Genomic DNA, 17,364 nt, shown 5'->3' with positions numbered 1-17,364 from the left:
ATAAAAAAACGAATAAAATTTAGTAAGAGATTTCAACAACTTATCATTCAGTTTTGTGGAATTTTAGCTCAACGTAAAACAAATCCAAAAATAATACTGGATATTCTAGCTTTTATAATCATAAAACCTTTGGAAAGAATTCCTTATTTTTATAATTATTCTGATAAAGATGAAGAAATAGCTATGGATATAACTTTAGCTAAGGAAACTTTAATTTTTTCCCTAAACAATTCAGAAGCTACTATAGAATCTTTTTTTCCGGATAAGTTTAGAAATATTGATAAAATTAAAGATTATGAAAAAAGAAAATCAATAGAAAGTGATAAAAAAGAGTTTGTAAGTTTCTATAAATATGCAGTTAGAATATACCAATTACGTTCTGATTTATTGACTGAGCGAATCACTCAATCTGAATGTCTATCGAAATTTGAGACAATATGCAGTAATATTGGAAGCGATTATGAATTAAAATATCAGTACGGTTATCAGATAAATGATAGGTTAACATTTCTATCAGGAAAGCTGGCAGAGATTGCTCTATTTTTTAAAGAGAAAGCCGAGCGGATTGATTTTATCATAAAATCTTTAGATAATCAAACAGATAAGTTAAAACTTAGATTTGAAGTTTTAAGCAAGACAATCCTAATTGAAGACTTAATCAAAAACTCATTTAAAATTTTAGCTGAATCAGATGAAATAATTAAGGATTCTGATTTATCAGCGAAAGAAGCGACAGATAACTATACTAAGTGTTTACTTTTTAGCAGTAAGATTGATAATGCTTTCAGTCAATATTTTTTTGATGAGGCTATAAAAGCTACTTCAGAGATAGATTATGAAGCTTTTTCTCAAATATTATGTATTTATTATTTATCGGAAATAGGAATTAATAAACCTAATCCTCAATTGGCTTATCACTATGCACGTTTTGTTGAATATTGTGATATAAAATTGGGTTCTTACGACAAAAAACACTTTCCATATAGGGAAGGACTCTTGGGAATTGCCAACATAGATACGCCTTCAATGTTTGCTACAATTTGCAGATGGCATCATAGAAATGTTGTTAGAATTGGTGAAGAGATTACTTCCTTAATTAAAATAGCTGTTGAGAAAGGGTATATTAACCATATTGTAGCAGGTTCAATGACCCTTCTAAAAACAAATTATAATTTTAAAGAATTGGAAAGTCTTTATAAGTTATTGATTCAGAAATTTGACCAAACAGGTAATTCTGAATTAAAAAGCAAATATATAGATTCAGAGTATAAAAATTTAAGACTAAATAAAGACAAACATTTCACAAGAAAAATTTATGATGAAATTAAATCTGGGAAATTTATTGATAGCAATATTGTAAATGAAATAAAAAATTATACAGAATTTTTAGATAGACTTGAAGACAAAAAAACTAACACATATACAAGTAATGGCTTCAAAAAAGAGGAATTTGCTCATAATATTGATTTGAACAAGTTGGACTATACCTCAACAAAAGAAATAGAGAAAGCTATTGATCAAATTGTTTTAGATAATATCGAGACTTATAATCATCGATGGAAAATTGAAAATCTTTTCGCAGACATTTTAAATAAATGCTCTCCAGATGAATACACTTTATTTTTATCAGTACTGGTGGAGGTCGATCCAAGCTTATTGGATTTCAATTCTTTTGAGATAACTTTAAAAAAAGCCTTCACTCAATGGGACTACTATCCGGCTGTGAAAATTTGGAAAAAGGAGAACTTTAATAATGTAATATCTACAAAACTTCAGCACTTTGATTATGGAAATACTTTAAATATTTGGTCACTAAGAGAGTTTGCCAGTTTGTTTAATATTGATAATATTCAATTAGCAGATGCTCTTGTAGGAATCTTACCGCAAAAAGTAGATTTATTAACTGACGAGTCAATTTACAGTTCCTTTGAATTGATTAAAAGTAAGCTGAACCCAGATGAAAATGAACAATTATTATCGTGGGTTTTAGAAAGATGGAACTCTAAAATTAAACCTGAGGTTGCAGATGGTGTTTGGACTAAAGATTTAAATACTCCAGCAGATTCTGATATAAACGTTGCAAATTTGCTAAGATTCATTCTAGGACACCCAGATAAAAAACTGCGTTGGAGGGCTATCCATTCTATCAGAAGATTGGCAAGTCTTAATAATGTAGGAATACTTAAAGTATTATTAGACAAACAAAATGAAAAGGATTGTTTTCCTTTTCAGAATAAGGATTATATCTATTATTGGATGTCTGCTAAATTATATTTGTGGATTGCAATAGACAGAATCTCAATTGAAAATCCTAAAATACTAATTCCTTTTAAAGATGTTTTCTATAAAGAGCTTAAAAGTGAAGCTTTGCCTCACGTTTTAATCAGACATTATATCAAGAAATCTTGTTTAAATCTTTACAAATTCGATCAGTCTATATTTACGGATATTGAATTGCAAAGTATTGAAGGTATTAACAAAAGTAAATTAGGTTATGTAGAAGAAAAACAATACAGTAGGCAACAACGAAGATATTCAAGTAAATCTAAACAAAAATGGAAATTCCGCTTTGACTCTATAGATACTTTACCATATTGGTATAGCAGAATTGGAGATATTTTTAATTTATCAGAATATGACGTTGCCGACATTGCAGATCAATTTATTTCTGAAAAATGGGGTTATGTTGGTAAGCCTAATGATGATGATTATCTTCGAAGTCAACTTTATGATAGAGATTGGTATTTAACAAGAAATGATCACGGGAGTAATCCGGAAATAGAAGATTTATCTACTTATTTTGAATACCATGCAATGTATTGTGCAGCAAATTTCTTTTTAGAGCACGAACCATTTATGAAAACAGATTACTCTGATTATTGGGATAGCTGGGAAGGTTGGTTAAATTCGGAAGCAAACGCTTTTGACGACTTTTGGTTATCAGATATAAGAACTGCTATTCCATTAAAGTTAGATTACTGGAAAAATAATGTAGAAAGTTTTAACTTACTTTGGAGAGATTCAATTCCGGAAGAATATTTTGATGAAAATGTTGGTTTTTCAAAAGAAAATAAGAACGAATTTCTAAATGTGTATGGAGCTATCAAAAAATATACAGGAGAAAATCAAGAAACAATAACTTTTACTTCGTGTTTAGTTTCAAATAGGGGTTCAGAAGCTCTATTGCGGGCCTTGAATACAACTAAGGATAGCTATGATTATTACCTTCCTCTTGAAAAAGATAGTGATAATGACGACTCTGAGATAGATGAAGTAGATTTTAAATTTAAGGGATGGTTAAGGGAAAGTCGAAGTGAATATGACGGTCTTGATACTAATGATTCATTGTTTACTGATAGCTCTAAAGGATATTTTGTGTTTGGGGATATTGTAAATTCTTATTTTAATATAAAATACAATAACATTTATACAAGGGGATACTTTGAAGATAATGAAGTAAGTATATATGAAAATTGGAATGAAATAACGGATGATAATTACAGAAAATATAATACGGATACAGAGACTTCTGGTTGTTTTTTTAAAGTCAAAAGTGAATTTATTTTGAATTTCCTAAAACTTGAACAGAAATCTTTAATAATTCGCTGTATAGTCGATAGACAACTAGAGGAAAGAAACTACCGAGAAAGAAATAGTGATAATAGAAATCAAGTTAAACTTTATTTAATTAAGTCAGATGGCACAGTTAAAACACTCAGAGGAACAGATTATAAAATTGGGTGAAAAATTAGTAAAGGAACTCGACCTGGAATATTCCACAAATACATTAGCAAGATGGATGTCCCATTATCTTGCTGAGTTAATGCAAAATATAGATAACATTGAATCTGAAGGAGAAAAAAAAATATTGCAAAAGGAATGTTGTGATATTATACTAAAAGTTTGGTCTCAAAAGGAAAATCTACCAATTACAAAACCTCTGGATAATTTAAAACCTATTATAGAAATATTAGAGGTTTTAAAAGAACAAAAAGAAGTAAGCATATTACCACGTTGGCTTGAATATAATTCATTACCTCGTAATAACGAATGGGCTTCACTTGTTGACTTAGTTAAAAATAATTCGGAGCAAATCTTCAGTAAAGTTGTTCAGATGAATTTACACAAAGACATTTTAAGTAAAGATAAAGAGTGGCTAAAGGAAAATAAAAATTTTCTTAGTAGAGATGAGATAAACTTTCTTGAGCTTGTTGATGTTATGAGTGATAATGACTTTAGTAAAGGAGTAATTGATTTAAATGATTTTGAGATGTCAGATGATAATTCAAAGAGAATAAAATTTATGTTTGATGAATTAGAAAATTTAATAGATGAACAAAAAAAGGAACTCTTGAAGATAAAGAAAAACTATCTTAATAATAAATAATGTTTTTTTGAACTTTAAGATATTATATGATAATTTACTTCTTTCTTATTTGTTGTAGAATATTTTTATATTTGATAATCTGAGATATATGATTGATTGAAACGAAAAATCCTAAATTTATTTGCAACAATTAAAAAAACACATATATTTGCACCAGTAAAAACAAACAATCTTAATCTTGTTTAAAAAAGTGACCTATTCGGTGACCTAAAAATAAGAGAACGTTATAAAGCTTATGGATAGGGCGTTTTTCAAATAAGAACAAGTCCCGTCCGGATCGCAAAAGTTTTCTCAATTTACTTTTAAAATAAAATTGATCCGGTAGTTCAGCTGGTTAGAATGCCGCCCTGTCACGGCGGAGGTCGCGGGTTCGAGTCCCGTCCGGATCGCAGAAAAGTCTTCTAAATTTTAGGAGACTTTTTTATTTTAAATAATAAACGAACAAACATTATTGCTTTTCTGTGGCAATATATTATAAATTTTTTCCATTTTACTATTATATTATTTATAGAAAAGCGAGGTGAAAAACTATTATATTTGATTATCTACATTTAAATACAATTCTGAAAAGTTATCTCAATTAAGATCAAAATTGTATTTATTATTTGAGATCAGCTAAACATAAAAAACACCAAATGGACTACACATTAAACTTTGATTGGAACAATAAAGATGAATTGAAAATAAATCTTAAAAAATGGGCTTATGACGAAAACGCAATTCTCATGGAGCAAGACGAAGATTTACTTTTTCATAATATGGTGTGGATGGAAATGGTTTTTCCCTTTATGTTTGACAAAAATTGTACTAAAAGAAAATATATAATCAGTGATTTAAAAGGTTACATAAGAGAAATTTTTTCACGCAAAAAATCATTATCTGACTTGGAAAAAATTCAGGAATTATTTATAAATGATATGCAGACTTATTGCTCAGAAACAAATGATCCTCTTATTTGCGATTGTGTAGAATACTTTATGCAATGTAAAATTAAATTGGGTAGTTAAGATAAAGACATTTAATTTATCTGCCATTTTTAAAAATATCCTTATTTTTATCAAAAACAATGTGGAAAATAATTATTTAATATCTTCTTTTGAGTATTAAGTATTTATTTGATTCAAATTTTATTTATCAAAATACTCTCATCTTTAATGCATAGTATATTACCTTTTTTATTGGCGATGATCGCTGTGATCGTGCTTTTGGAAATGTTGGCGACAAAACTCAGAGTTGCCTATCCGATCATATTGGTTTTGGCAGGGCTTGCTGTGAGCTTTATTCCGGGGCTTCCACAGGTTAGGATTAATCCGGACATGATATTCTTTATATTTTTGCCGCCTTTATTATGTGAAGCAGCTTGGACGATCTCTTTTAAAGAAATGAAGAAATGGTGGCGAATTATCACCAGTTTTGCCTTTTTAGTAGTGTTTTTCACTGCTTTGTCAGTCGCAATTGCGGCGAATTATTTTATTCCGGGATTTACTCTGGCGTTAGGATTTTTATTGGGAGGAATCGTTTCTCCACCCGATGCAGTAAGTACAGGAGCAATCATGAAGTTTGTGAAAATTCCAAAATCGACTTCTGCTATTCTTGAAGGGGAAAGTTTGTTGAATGACGCTTCCTCGCTGATTATTTTCCGGTTTGCATTAATTGCTGTAGGAACGGGGCAGTTTATTTGGCATGAAGCTATCACTGAGTTTTCGTGGATGGTTTTCAGCGGAGTGGGAATTGGATTGCTTTTGGGTTGGATTTTTATTCAGGCTCATAAAAGGTTGCCGACAGATGCGCCTTCAGATATTGCTTTTACATTGATTGAACCCTATATTTTGTACTGGGTGGCTGAATATTTTCATAGTTCGGGAGTATTGGCGGTTGTTGCCGGAGGTTTATTAATGTCAAATCAGCGTTTAAAATTTTTAAACAGTACCAGTCGGATTCGCGCATATAGTGTTTGGGAAAGTTTTACTTTTATTTTAAATGGAGTTGTATTTTTAATTATAGGTCTTGAGCTTCCGGAAATTACACAGGGACTTCGCGCAAAAGGAATTCCTTTGGAAACAGCAATTGGATACGGAGTTTTAGTGACAGGAGTTTTAATTTTGGTTAGAATTGTAAGCTCATACATAGCAATGCTTGCGACCATGATTTTTAGGCGAGATGTCATTCAGATTTCACAGGCAAGCAGGAGACGAAGATTTTTCCTCCCTCTTTTATTGGGTTGGACGGGAATGAGAGGCGTGGTTTCTTTAGCAGCAGCGCTTACAATTCCTGTTCATTTGGGAAATGGAGCAGAGTTTCCGCATAGAAATCTGATTCTTTTTGTGACTTTCGTGGTCATTCTTCTCACACTTTTAATGCAGGGACTTACTTTGCCATATTTTATAAAGCACGGAAATCTTTTCGACAGCTCTGCGATGGAAGAATTAGAGGAATCTACCAAACGAAAAATGAAAAGCGGATTGAGAGCAGAAACCTATAAATTTCTTCGAAATAAATATGACAACGAACTCCACGATCATAGCGGAATGAAAAAAATGCTTGATCATTGGGAAGATAAGATGAAAGCCAATGATGAAGAATGGATGAATGAAAAGACTAAAAATATTTTTATAGAAATGTTGGAATTTCAGAGGGATTATCTTTCTGAGCTTAATAAAGATAAGGAAGTTGATGAAGAAGTGATTAGAGAACAGCTGTTTCTAATCGATTTGGAAGAAGAAAGGATAAGAATGTTGTAAAATTTTAAGGTTAATTATTGTTCAAGCCATTTCTTGAATTCTGCAACTTTGTTTTTACTAATTAATATTATTTCATCACTTTCAGGTTTTGTGACAATTTTTAATTGATTTTTACCATAAACCAGAATATTATTAATCGCTTTTACATTAATGATGAATTGTCTGTTCGCTCTGTAAAATATTTTTGAATCCAAAGTTTTGATCAATTCGTCTAAACTGGAGTTGATAGAATATTGATTTTCTGTATTAGTTTTAACATAAACAATATTATTTTCGAGAAAAAAATAAGCAATTTCTGAACTTTCCAGAGAAATCAATTCATCTTTATGATAAGTGATAATTCTCTTTTTTGAATTTTCCGTTGAATCTTCATTAAGTGAATGGTTATCGCTTAATTTTAATTTTTCATGAATAATATTAAGTTGAGTATTCATAGCCGTTAAGCTATTAATTTCATCATTCAGATTTCTAATTTCATCATTTTTCTGAGCTTCATATTTTCTGTAAATCATTCGGATCAATAAAAAACTTATTCCTAAAATGCATAAAGTTGCAATCAGGAAAACAATTAAAAATTTTAAGTATAAATCTGAAATCTGCTGTTCAATAACTTCCGTATTAGCATGAGAAGCAACCATCCAATTGCTACCGACGACTGGAAATACACTCACAATTTCTGAAGCTCGGTTTGAGTTTTTATTAAAATTCCGAATTCCTGTATTTTCTTTTCCTGAGTTTAAAATTTCAATAAAATCACTTTTATTTTCATCACCGGAAGTAAATCCGGAATTATTTTTATTAATTTTTTGACCGATTAAAGCCGGATTCGGGTGGCAAAGTTCAATACCGTTTTGATTGTACATACAAATAAATCCGCTTTGTGTATCAGTATTTACAATGCTGTTTTGTAGATTTTGAATCACATTTTCTTTTGAAATTCCGTCTTTTAATTGTAACTCCAATAACTTTCCGATTTCGCGGGCTTCTCTTTTTCCTGCTTCGAATTTACTGTTGAAAAGATCTTCCTTTGAAGAAGTATACAAATATTGAAATGAAAAAAAACTGATCATTAAAATAACAATACTGACTGCAAAAAATGTGACTGTATAAAGATTGAATTTTTTCATTAAAAGGAAATAGGTTCTAATTAAATTCAAAAATAAACAATTATTCACAAGAAAATATTCGCTTTTAAGGTCTTATTCTTCCGTTTTATGCTTAAATTTAATAGGTAAAGTATTGACGGTGTTTACCTTTGATCCAATATTAAAATAAACTTTAAAATTATTCTCTCATGAAAAATAAGAATAAATTGATCTTGGTTTTGTTGGTGGGATTTGTAGGATTGCAGTTTTCTCGCCCTGAAAAAATTGATCATGGAATGAGAACTCAGGATCTTGTAAATGTTCCAAAAGAGGTCAATACGATTTTAAGGAGTTCGTGTTTCGATTGCCATTCTTCGGAAGCGAATTTACGTTGGTATGATAAAATTACACCGGCTAATTTTCTGGTTAATTCACATATCAAAGAAGGTCGTGCCGCGTTGGATTTTTCAAATTGGAGTTCGTGGCCGAAACCACAGCAGAATTCTACGATTTATTATGCCATTAATAAAGTTTTGTCAGGCGAAATGCCGATTCCGAGTTATGCGGCGGTACATTATTCAGCAAAATTGAATGCTCAACAGGTTGAAATTCTTAAAAATTATGCGTTGTCACTTTCGCCAAGAAAAGTTGCGGATAGTTCGCAGGTAAATTCTTCCGGAAAGCAATACAATTCATGGATAAAAGGAGAGTTGAAACATCCGACTGTAAAACCTTCACCAAACGGATTGGAGTATATTCCCGATTACAGAAATTGGAAAGCTATCAGTACGACAGACCGTTTTGATAACGGAACAATGCGGATTATTTTCGGAAATGATATTGCGTTAAAAGCAATTCAGGAGAAAAATACAAATCCTTGGCCGGACGGAACGGCTTTCGCAAAAACAGCCTGGAAAGAGCAAATGCAGAAAGATGGGAGCATTACAACGGGAGAATTTATTCAGGTGGAATTTATGGTGAAAGATGCTAAAAAATATGAGAAAACAAAAGGTTGGGGATGGGGAAGATGGAAAGGAAATGATCTAAAACCTTACGGAGACACGCCGGATTTCGACAAAGAATGTATTGAATGTCATAAACCGATGGCGAATCGGGATTATGTTTTTACATCGCCTTTATATTTAATTTCTCAACTTAAAAAAATTCAGAAATAATGAAAAATCATATAATTTTATTCTTAGCATTTGTATTAATGGTTTCGTGTGAACAAAAACCAAAAGAGTTTTTAAATGTTAATGCATCCGTTCGGCAAAATGATGAATTATCGGAAAATCCTTTATTAATGAAGCCAATAACGTCTTCAATTCAGCCAAAAAATAACACGATGTCGACATTATATGGAAATGAGATTGCTTTTAATTATGCTAAAGAAAATTCAGATTCCAATTATCCAAAAGATGCAGTTCTTTACGAAGTAACCTGGAAACAAAAACCTGATGAAGTTTGGTTGGGAGGAAATGTACCGAAAGAAATTTATTCTGTGGAGAAAATCATTTTTAATGAAAATCATCTTTCTGTTTACGAAAAATATCAGGGAAAGCCTTTAAAACAAGTTAAAATTAATGAAGAAGAAGGGAATTCAAGAAAAGATTTTATTATTTCTCAAAAAATGGCTGTATCGCCTTAACTTAGGGTTTTACCGTATTTTTACGGTAATTTGATGAAGTATTTTTATAATTCGATTTTAGGTCTGATATTTGTACTGAGTAGAAAAAATTAATAGACTCAAGTTATTTATGAAAAACATATTTGTGAAAAAATCATTTTTATACGTACTTTTTATAGCTTTAATGGTGGTTTCTTGTAAAAAAGAAATTGACAAAATTAGTGATAAAATCAACGACACTGCATCTTCTGTTACAGAGCAGGATTCTGAAAAAGATTCGGTAGTTGCAAAAAAAGATTCAGTTATACAAAAAGAATCTATGCCTCCCGCAATGCAGGAAGATGGTTTTTACAATGCTTTTATCTTCCCAAAAGATAAGAAAATGAAGGATTCTTTGTTTTCAGTGTTTAATAAAAAATATACGGAGAAAGAACGTTATGCAATTTTTGCTTTAAACAGACTGGATTCCAAAAATAAATGGAATGCCGATACATTGGTCGTTCCCGCGAAAATTGATACAACATTGATGGAATATTCGCCATTTCCAATGCAATTGGACGTATTAAGTCCGGTGAAGAAATTTGTTGTATTTTCATACCCAATTCAGGCTTATGGAGTTTATTCAAACGGAAGTTTGGTAAAATGGGGACCGACAAGTATGGGGAAAAAAGCGGCAAAAACAAAAACCGGTCTTACTTTCGCGAACTGGAAAAAGCAATTAGCAATTTCTACGGTAAGCAGCGAGTGGAAATTACCGTATAATTTCAATATTTTTAATCTTGACGGAATCGGATGGCATCAATACGACCTTCCCGGATATCCTGCATCGCACTCTTGTTTAAGATTACTGTTGAAAGACGCAAAATGGTTATATGGTTATGCAGATACTTGGGTTTTGAATCCGGGTGGAGCAACGACCAAAGCTAGAGGAACAGCAGTTTTGGTGTATGGAGATTACGGTTGGGGAAAAAGAAAACCTTGGAAAAAATTGTTGGATGATCCAAATGCAAACAGCGTTTCTGTAGAAGAAATGACAAAGATGATCGAGCCGAATATCGAAAAAATATTAAAAGAACAGGATAACAGAGAAAAAGTGGTAGATTCTATCAAAGCTGCAAGAGCGGTGTTGGAACAAATGCCCCAAACTCCGAAAACTGTAGCTCCTTAATCATCTAATTTTTCAAATTGTAAAGTAGATTCTTCTGCAAATCTTCTGAGTTTCAGCATTTCACCTTTGCCTTTATGTTGTCCAAATCTTGCGGCAGCGTAAGTAAGTGCAATTAAAGCTAACATCACAAAAGATGCTGTAAGCGCCCAAGGATATTCGTGACTTTTGATCTGTTTTTCAACATAATACATGGAGAAAAAAGTCATCCAGAGAATCGAAAAAGAAAAATATAAGAACATAAAAAAAGTCCAAACTGCGGAACTGGGTCCAAAAACACCTCGTATCGCAGTTTTTTCGTCTTCAATTTCTATTCTTAAAGATAATCTGGGTTTCCAATAGGTTTCGTATACACTTTCAACACAGATTGTGGCAACTTCTTTATTGATGTTTCCTGAAAATTCATCTCTGTGTTCTGCAAGATATTTTTTTAGATTTTCTGCATATTCTTCTTTGGTTAAATGGGTAAACATTTTAAACCTTGGTCTGGTTCTTATTTTATCTAAAGTCGTTTCTTCGGTATTCATATCATTCCTGTTCTTGGTAAGGTATCGGATCTTCGAGGGTAAAACTTAAAGTCATTTGTTTATTTTTCCTTTCAATCAAAATATTTATCGTTTTTCCTTCATCAGATTTCATCATTTCCATGATTTTATTCAATGTCATATCTGCAGTTTTCTTGCCATTAATGCTAATTAGCCTGTCATCTTTTTGTAATCCGGCTTTAGCGCCCGGCGAATCTTTACGAATTCCGGCAATAGAAAAGATAGGTTTTAACACAAAATTATACTGCAGACTGTTATTAATAACTTCAACACCTCCATTGGGATTGTCTTTGTTTTTTGCGGGAAGATTGACTACATCTTTTGTCCATTCGAGTCCATCTTGCTTGAAATCGAGTCCACTCATATTGAAATGAAAAGGATCGTTGTAATTTCCGTTTTTCCTTAAATATATTTTTTGATTGGCATAATCAAAAACCACAGTAAACCGTCTCATAATATCACCGCCAATGGATCCTTTTCTACTTTCCACCATATTTACATGTTGAATAGAATATTCATCGGGCATCGCAGTAAGTGGTTTTTCAAATTTAAAATCTCCCAGATAAAAATTGTGAATTCTGCTTCTTTTTCCATAAACATCACCATTAAAACCTCTTCCTAGAAAATCATCAATATTTGGACGATTGTACACAAAATCTTTAATGAGAATAGGGAAGAGCCAGAGAGGATCGCTGTTTCCAAGATCGATTAATAATTTTGAACTTTTCTTTTCATTGGTCATTTCCACATCAGCAAAAAGATAAGGTTTGTTTCTTTCAATGCTAATGTTGAGTGCATCAAAGTTTCTTATTTTTTTCTTAAATAAAGTTTCGTCATTGTAAATGGTAATTTTCTTTGAGGAATAATCGATCTGAACGGGATGATTTTTAAAAAAGTGATAACCGATAATTCCATTCACAGGAATTCCGACATGAGAAGAAATATTAAAATCCTGATCGACAATAATAAAAATTGTCATAGAATAATTGACGTAGTTTTTCCCTATTCTCGCAATATTATTATCGGAGCGAAATCCATCAATACTTGCTGCTCCGCCCAAACCGGAAAATTTTATTTTCTCAATATTAGGTAATTTTAGATCCTGATTTTCGAGACTGAAGATCGATGTTTCTGCAACACCCGTATCTAATAAAAAAGTGAGTTCTGCACCGTTTATATTTACCGGAATGAAGATCAGATTATTAATTAATTTAAAAGGAATCACTGTTTTTTTAGCATCCTGAACTTCAAATGAATCCTGAGCATTCACAAAAATGCTTAAGAAAAATATCCATAAAAAATGCTTCAGTTTCATTTTATTAATTTACTAAATTTATCCTTATCATAAATAAAAAACATTCCCAAAATTGAGAATGCTTATGTATTTTATAACGAATTAAAATAATTGTTTAACTTTTCATAAATTATTTTGAAAAGAAATCCATCAAATCCATATAGTTTTTCTGGTTTACTCCATGACCGCTCATATATTCTCTGAATGTAAAATAACAGTTTAAATCATATAACAGATCGGCAGCTTTTTTGCCCCATTCGAAAGGAATCACAGCGTCATCACTTCCATGAGAAACAAAGAAACGAAGTCTTTCCAGTTTTTTCTTATCCTTTACAATATCAGTCAATAATTTTTCTTCAGGATAACTGCTTAAACATGCTACATAATTGAACATTTCCGGATATTTTAATGCCAAAGCATAACAAAGAATTCCTCCCTGACTGAAGCCACAAAGGTGAGTTTTACCTTCCGTAATTCCGTAATGATTAACAATTTTTAAAATATTTTCTAAAACACTGTTCAACGATTCTGTTGCTTGCGGAACATCAATAAAATTATCAGGATTATTAAAATCAATATCATACCACGAAAATCCTTCAAACTGTGTTTCTCTCGGTGCTCTGAAACTTACAATGATCCAGTCTTCAGGAAGTGTTTCTCTGAAACTAAAAAGATCCTGTTCATTACTTCCGTAGCCATGAAGTATAAAAAGAATAGAGGTATTTTTAGTGATATTTTCGGGTTCTCTTACGATGTAATCTAAATTCATAAAGCAAAGATAATTAATAATGATTTATTTTGATTTGATAATGTAAAAATGAGACCATTCGAAATATTGTGACATTGTGTCTAATAGTTCTTAAATCTTTCAAATATTTGAACATAAATTACGTTATAAACGTTTATTGATTTGATATTATTTAGAAATCTTTGTTGGAAAATTTTCATAAAAGTTATTTTTATATTGATAAAAAACCTATATTTGAAACATTAAAAATCTATTTGGAGAAATGAAGCAATTTTACAAATCAAAAAGTTTACTTAGACTTTCTTTTTTATTCGCCGTATTATTTTCAGTAATTTCTGTTCTTAATTCTTGTAAAAAGGATGATGATGACGAATTTACAGATCATATTATTCAGTTTGAGGCAAAAATCAATAACGGAACTGGTACAGGAACGGGTGCTTTTAAAGCTGTTGTAACTCAGATAGGAACAGCTCAGGCTACAACTTTCAATCCTACAACTTTTACATGGACAAGTGGAGAGCAATTCGTTAGCTCTAGCCAGTCTCAGTTGAATTTTGCTGCAAATGCAGTTCTTCCGAATACAGACTCTAAACTGACTGTTAATATTTGGGTAGATGGCGAGATCGCTAAAACTATGACTGTTGTTGGTAACGGAGCAAATGTAGTAAGTGCAGCAGTTGCTTATAGCTTCTTAGAATTATAAGAAATTATACTTTAAAATATATAAAGATCATCTGAAAAGATGGTCTTTTTTTTATTTCTATTTGTGTGAAAAGATCAGGGCGCGAAATTGAAAATTTCGCGCCCTGATATTATATTTTATTTAAAAAATTAATAATCATTTACAATAAAATAACTTTTCTTACCTTTTTGAAGTAATAAAAACTTACCATCAATAAGATCGCTTTCGTTGGCTGTAAAAGTATCATTCACTTTTTCTTTGTTGATAGAAATGGCATTTCCTTTAATTTCTCTCGTAGCTTCACTTTTAGATTTCAAAAACCCTGACTTTTCTGAAAGAAGATCGATAATATTCACTCCCAAAACATCAGATTTTGCTATTTCATTTTGAGGAACACCATCAAAAACTTCCAAAAAAGTTTCTTCATCAAGACTTACTAAATCTTCCGCAGTTGAACGTCCGAAAAGAATTTCTGAAGCTTTTAAAGCTTTTTCATATTCCTCTCTTCCATGAACCCAGACTGTAACCTCTTCAGCCAGTTTTTTCTGAAGTTTTCTTTCGTGAGGAGCTGTTTTATGTTCTTCAATTAAAGCTTCAATTTCTTCTTTATCTAAAAAAGTATAGAATTTAATGAATCTTTCAGCATCATCATCTGTTGCATTCAGCCAGAATTGATAGAATTTATAAGGCGAAGTTTTCTTCTTGTCTAACCAGTAATTTTCACCACTTTCAGACTTTCCGAATTTCGAACCGTCAGCTTTCGTGATCAAAGGAACCGTTAATGCAAAAGCTTCTCCCTGAGCTTTTCTGCGGATCAATTCTGTACCTGTCGTGATATTTCCCCACTGATCAGAACCTCCCATTTGAAGTTTCACACCATTATTTTGATACAAATGTAAAAAATCATACCCTTGGATTAATTGATAAGTAAACTCAGTAAAACTCATCCCGTCAACACCGGCATCTCCTGAAAGTCTTTTCTTTACAGAATCTTTCGCCATCATATAATTAACGGTAATATTTTTTCCTACGTTTTTCGCAAAATCAAGGAAAGAAATATTTTTCATCCAGTCATAATTATTCACCAATTCTGCTTTATTAGGCTCGTTTCCTGAGAAATCCAAAAACTTTGAAAGTTGATTTTTCAAACAATCTACGTAATGCAAAAGTGTTTCCTCATCCAAAAGATTTCTCTCCGCAGATTTTCCGGACGGATCTCCAATCATTCCTGTAGCACCTCCAACCAAAGCAATTGGTTTGTGACCATGCTGTTGAAAGTGAGCAAGGATTTTTATCTGAATAAGACTTCCGATATGCAAAGAATCAGCTGTTGGGTCAAATCCAATATACGCAGTTGTTACCTCTTTATTCAGTTGTTCATCGGTTCCGGGCATCATATCGGCAAAAAGACCACGCCATTTTAGTTCTTCTATAAAGGAATTCATTGATTATTTTCTTTAAAATTTTAAGTTGCAAAGATAATAAATTCAAAGGAATAAGTCGAAGAAAGCTGAAAAGGCAAATAAGACATTTATCGGTCATTCTGACGAAGAACGAATTTATTTTTTTGTAATTATTTTAATTTTTTAGGAGCTATTTCCCGCTCTCCGCACTCGCTATTTTTTTGGTTTCGGCGAAGCGGCTTTGCCGCTTCGCCGAAACCAAAAAAATGAGCTTAAACAAATGCTTCGATCGGGGCTAAAACTTAGGGTATCAATAGAAATTTTATATAAAAAAGCCAATTCCGACTTTCTTTGTAATTTTCATCAAAATAAATTATATTTGTTAATAATGAACGACGAACAATTATTCCAGCTTATCGGGAAAGCGAAGGAAAAAGACCAGAAAGCTCAGACAAAACTCATTAATATTTTTTGGGTTGATGTTTTTTCCTTTGTGATGAAGAAAGTTCATAATGAAAATGATGCCGATGAAATTACAGTAAATGTTTTTTCAAAAGTTCTGTCGAAATTGGATATGTTCGATCCGCATTTCCAGTTTAAAACATGGATTTTAACGATCGCCCAAAATACGATTATCGATTTTTGGAGAAGAAGAAGTCGCGAAAATCAGGATCCTACAGAAAATTTGGATGAAGTAAAAAATCAGTACGCAAAATCTCCGGAAGAACTGATGATTTCAGATGAAGAACAGAAAAAGATCATCAAAACCATTGAATCTTTAGATACTAATTATCAGGATATTATTAAGTTAAGGTTTTTTGAGGAAAAAAGTATTAAAGAAATCGCTGAAGAACTGGGAATTTCTGTTGCTAATACAAAAGTTCGTGTGATGCGCGCTAAAAAAGTTTTAGCTGAGCTGTTAAAAAATAATGAATTTGAAGATAATTAATTAATGAGTCTTGTCAAGATTCAAATCTTCGAAGAACAAAAGAAAAATGTCTATAAATAAACTTTTTCCTTAGTTTTTGGAAGTATAATTTCTCTTTGTTTGTCTTGATTTCTGTTTTGAAGATTAATTTTCAGTCCTTTTTTAATAAAGGTTTCCTTCTTAGATTGACCATATTCCGCAACATTCTGAACTTCTTTTTCATAATTAAGTTGTCCTGTTGAAAGATTAAAATCAACAGTCGTTAAATAATCTCCTTCTCTTCCGCCATCTCCAGAATATCCGATTAGCTCAAAATGTCCGTTTTGGAATCTGTATTTATCTGTAATCCCCCATTTCCAGCTGCTTCCGCCATAATGAGTAATAATTAAAATTCCTTTTTCAATGGTTGTATTCATGTAAGGATCGCCCATCATTCCGCCATCCTTACTTCCTAAAATTGCATTTTTGGATTTCTCTAAAAGTGTCCATTTGTTATTAACTTTTTTCAAAATCTGGATTTCGCGAATGTCTCCTGAATCATCATTGGTTTTAATATCATAAACAATTACTTTTTCCGGAATTTTATCACCATCCAAATCTCCGTCAACAGTTTCATTAACGGCAGAACCTTTTGGCTGAAATTCTTTTTGAGCAAAACAAAATGTACTGAAAATTAGAGATAGAAAGCAAAATGTAGTCTTCATAAAAAATATTGATGCTTAAAATTACGAAATTATCTGTTTCATCAATGTCTGTCTT

At 31.6% G+C, this 17,364-nt stretch carries 15 protein-coding genes and 1 tRNA gene; 10 read left to right on the top strand and 6 right to left on the bottom strand.

The window, feature by feature from the left end; genetic code table 11:
• Positions 1 to 129 precede the first annotated feature (129 nt).
• The 5 genes from ABD940_RS17260 to ABD940_RS17240 all read left to right on the top strand — a co-directional run bounded on the left by ABD940_RS17260 (position 130) and on the right by ABD940_RS17240 (position 7,128).
• Entirely contained in the window at positions 130 to 3,744 is a 3,615-nt protein-coding gene (locus tag ABD940_RS17260) for a hypothetical protein (protein WP_345206768.1), read from the top strand.
• A complete protein-coding gene (locus ABD940_RS17255) occupies positions 3,698 to 4,387 on the top strand; it encodes a hypothetical protein (protein WP_345206766.1) in 690 nt (229 codons plus the stop codon). Before ABD940_RS17260 ends, ABD940_RS17255 begins: the two co-directional genes overlap by 47 nt.
• A gap of 315 nt (positions 4,388 to 4,702) precedes the next feature.
• Positions 4,703 to 4,776 (top strand) — tRNA-Asp (locus ABD940_RS17250).
• A 246-nt stretch (positions 4,777 to 5,022) separates the two neighbouring features.
• Positions 5,023 to 5,394 (top strand): hypothetical protein, encoded by a 372-nt coding sequence (locus ABD940_RS17245; protein WP_345206764.1) that lies wholly within the window; start codon positions 5,023 to 5,025, stop codon positions 5,392 to 5,394.
• 147 nt (positions 5,395 to 5,541) lie between these two features.
• The gene (locus ABD940_RS17240) at positions 5,542 to 7,128 is read left to right on the top strand and encodes a Na+/H+ antiporter (RefSeq protein ID WP_345206762.1); all 1,587 of its coding nucleotides are present in this window, start codon (positions 5,542 to 5,544) and stop codon (positions 7,126 to 7,128) included.
• Positions 7,129 to 7,142: 14 nt separating this feature from the next.
• On the opposite strand, the gene ABD940_RS17235 is transcribed toward ABD940_RS17240, so the two are convergent.
• Entirely contained in the window at positions 7,143 to 8,255 is a 1,113-nt protein-coding gene (locus ABD940_RS17235; protein WP_345206760.1) for a LytTR family transcriptional regulator DNA-binding domain-containing protein, read from the bottom strand.
• A gap of 167 nt (positions 8,256 to 8,422) precedes the next feature.
• On the opposite strand from ABD940_RS17235, the gene ABD940_RS17230 reads away from it, so the two are divergent.
• The 3 genes from ABD940_RS17230 to ABD940_RS17220 all read left to right on the top strand — a co-directional run bounded on the left by ABD940_RS17230 (position 8,423) and on the right by ABD940_RS17220 (position 11,008).
• Complete coding sequence (locus ABD940_RS17230; RefSeq protein ID WP_345206758.1) at positions 8,423 to 9,388, top strand: cytochrome P460 family protein; 966 nt, start codon at positions 8,423 to 8,425, stop codon at positions 9,386 to 9,388.
• Entirely contained in the window at positions 9,388 to 9,861 is a 474-nt protein-coding gene (locus ABD940_RS17225; protein WP_345206756.1) for a hypothetical protein, read from the top strand. The genes ABD940_RS17230 and ABD940_RS17225 overlap by 1 nt, the downstream gene beginning before the upstream one ends.
• Positions 9,862 to 9,970: 109 nt before the next feature.
• Complete coding sequence (locus ABD940_RS17220) at positions 9,971 to 11,008, top strand: L,D-transpeptidase (protein ID WP_345206754.1); 1,038 nt, start codon at positions 9,971 to 9,973, stop codon at positions 11,006 to 11,008.
• Here the strand turns inward: ABD940_RS17220 and ABD940_RS17215 are convergent.
• The 3 genes from ABD940_RS17215 to ABD940_RS17205 all read right to left on the bottom strand — a co-directional run bounded on the left by ABD940_RS17215 (position 11,005) and on the right by ABD940_RS17205 (position 13,613).
• On the bottom strand, positions 11,005 to 11,532 hold the full coding sequence (locus tag ABD940_RS17215) for a hypothetical protein (RefSeq protein ID WP_345206752.1): 528 nt from the start codon (positions 11,530 to 11,532) through the stop codon (positions 11,005 to 11,007). The genes ABD940_RS17220 and ABD940_RS17215 overlap by 4 nt on opposite strands.
• A gap of 1 nt (position 11,533) precedes the next feature.
• The gene (locus tag ABD940_RS17210; RefSeq protein WP_345206750.1) at positions 11,534 to 12,865 is read right to left on the bottom strand and encodes a PDZ domain-containing protein; all 1,332 of its coding nucleotides are present in this window, start codon (positions 12,863 to 12,865) and stop codon (positions 11,534 to 11,536) included.
• Between the two features lie 109 nt (positions 12,866 to 12,974).
• Positions 12,975 to 13,613: an alpha/beta hydrolase gene (locus ABD940_RS17205; RefSeq protein ID WP_345206748.1), complete on the bottom strand. Its 639-nt coding sequence runs from the start codon at positions 13,611 to 13,613 to the stop codon at positions 12,975 to 12,977.
• A 241-nt stretch (positions 13,614 to 13,854) separates the two neighbouring features.
• On the opposite strand from ABD940_RS17205, the gene ABD940_RS17200 reads away from it, so the two are divergent.
• Complete coding sequence (locus tag ABD940_RS17200; protein WP_345206746.1) at positions 13,855 to 14,295, top strand: hypothetical protein; 441 nt, start codon at positions 13,855 to 13,857, stop codon at positions 14,293 to 14,295.
• A gap of 128 nt (positions 14,296 to 14,423) precedes the next feature.
• Here ABD940_RS17200 and tyrS read toward each other — a convergent pair whose 3' ends face one another.
• Complete coding sequence (tyrS, locus tag ABD940_RS17195) at positions 14,424 to 15,719, bottom strand: tyrosine--tRNA ligase (RefSeq protein ID WP_345206744.1); 1,296 nt, start codon at positions 15,717 to 15,719, stop codon at positions 14,424 to 14,426.
• Between the two features lie 346 nt (positions 15,720 to 16,065).
• Between tyrS and ABD940_RS17190 the strand changes: the two genes are divergently transcribed.
• On the top strand, positions 16,066 to 16,626 hold the full coding sequence (locus ABD940_RS17190; protein ID WP_345206742.1) for an RNA polymerase sigma factor: 561 nt from the start codon (positions 16,066 to 16,068) through the stop codon (positions 16,624 to 16,626).
• 50 nt (positions 16,627 to 16,676) lie between these two features.
• Here ABD940_RS17190 and ABD940_RS17185 read toward each other — a convergent pair whose 3' ends face one another.
• A complete protein-coding gene (locus tag ABD940_RS17185; protein ID WP_345206740.1) occupies positions 16,677 to 17,309 on the bottom strand; it encodes a hypothetical protein in 633 nt (210 codons plus the stop codon).
• Between the last annotated feature and the right edge of the window lie 55 nt (positions 17,310 to 17,364).

The sequence above is a fragment of the Chryseobacterium ginsengisoli genome (assembly GCF_039542325.1).
In the GTDB taxonomy this organism is placed as follows: domain Bacteria; phylum Bacteroidota; class Bacteroidia; order Flavobacteriales; family Weeksellaceae; genus Chryseobacterium; species Chryseobacterium ginsengisoli.
Note: the sequence above shows the minus strand (reverse complement) of the source record. Positions and strands in the feature narration are given on the sequence as shown.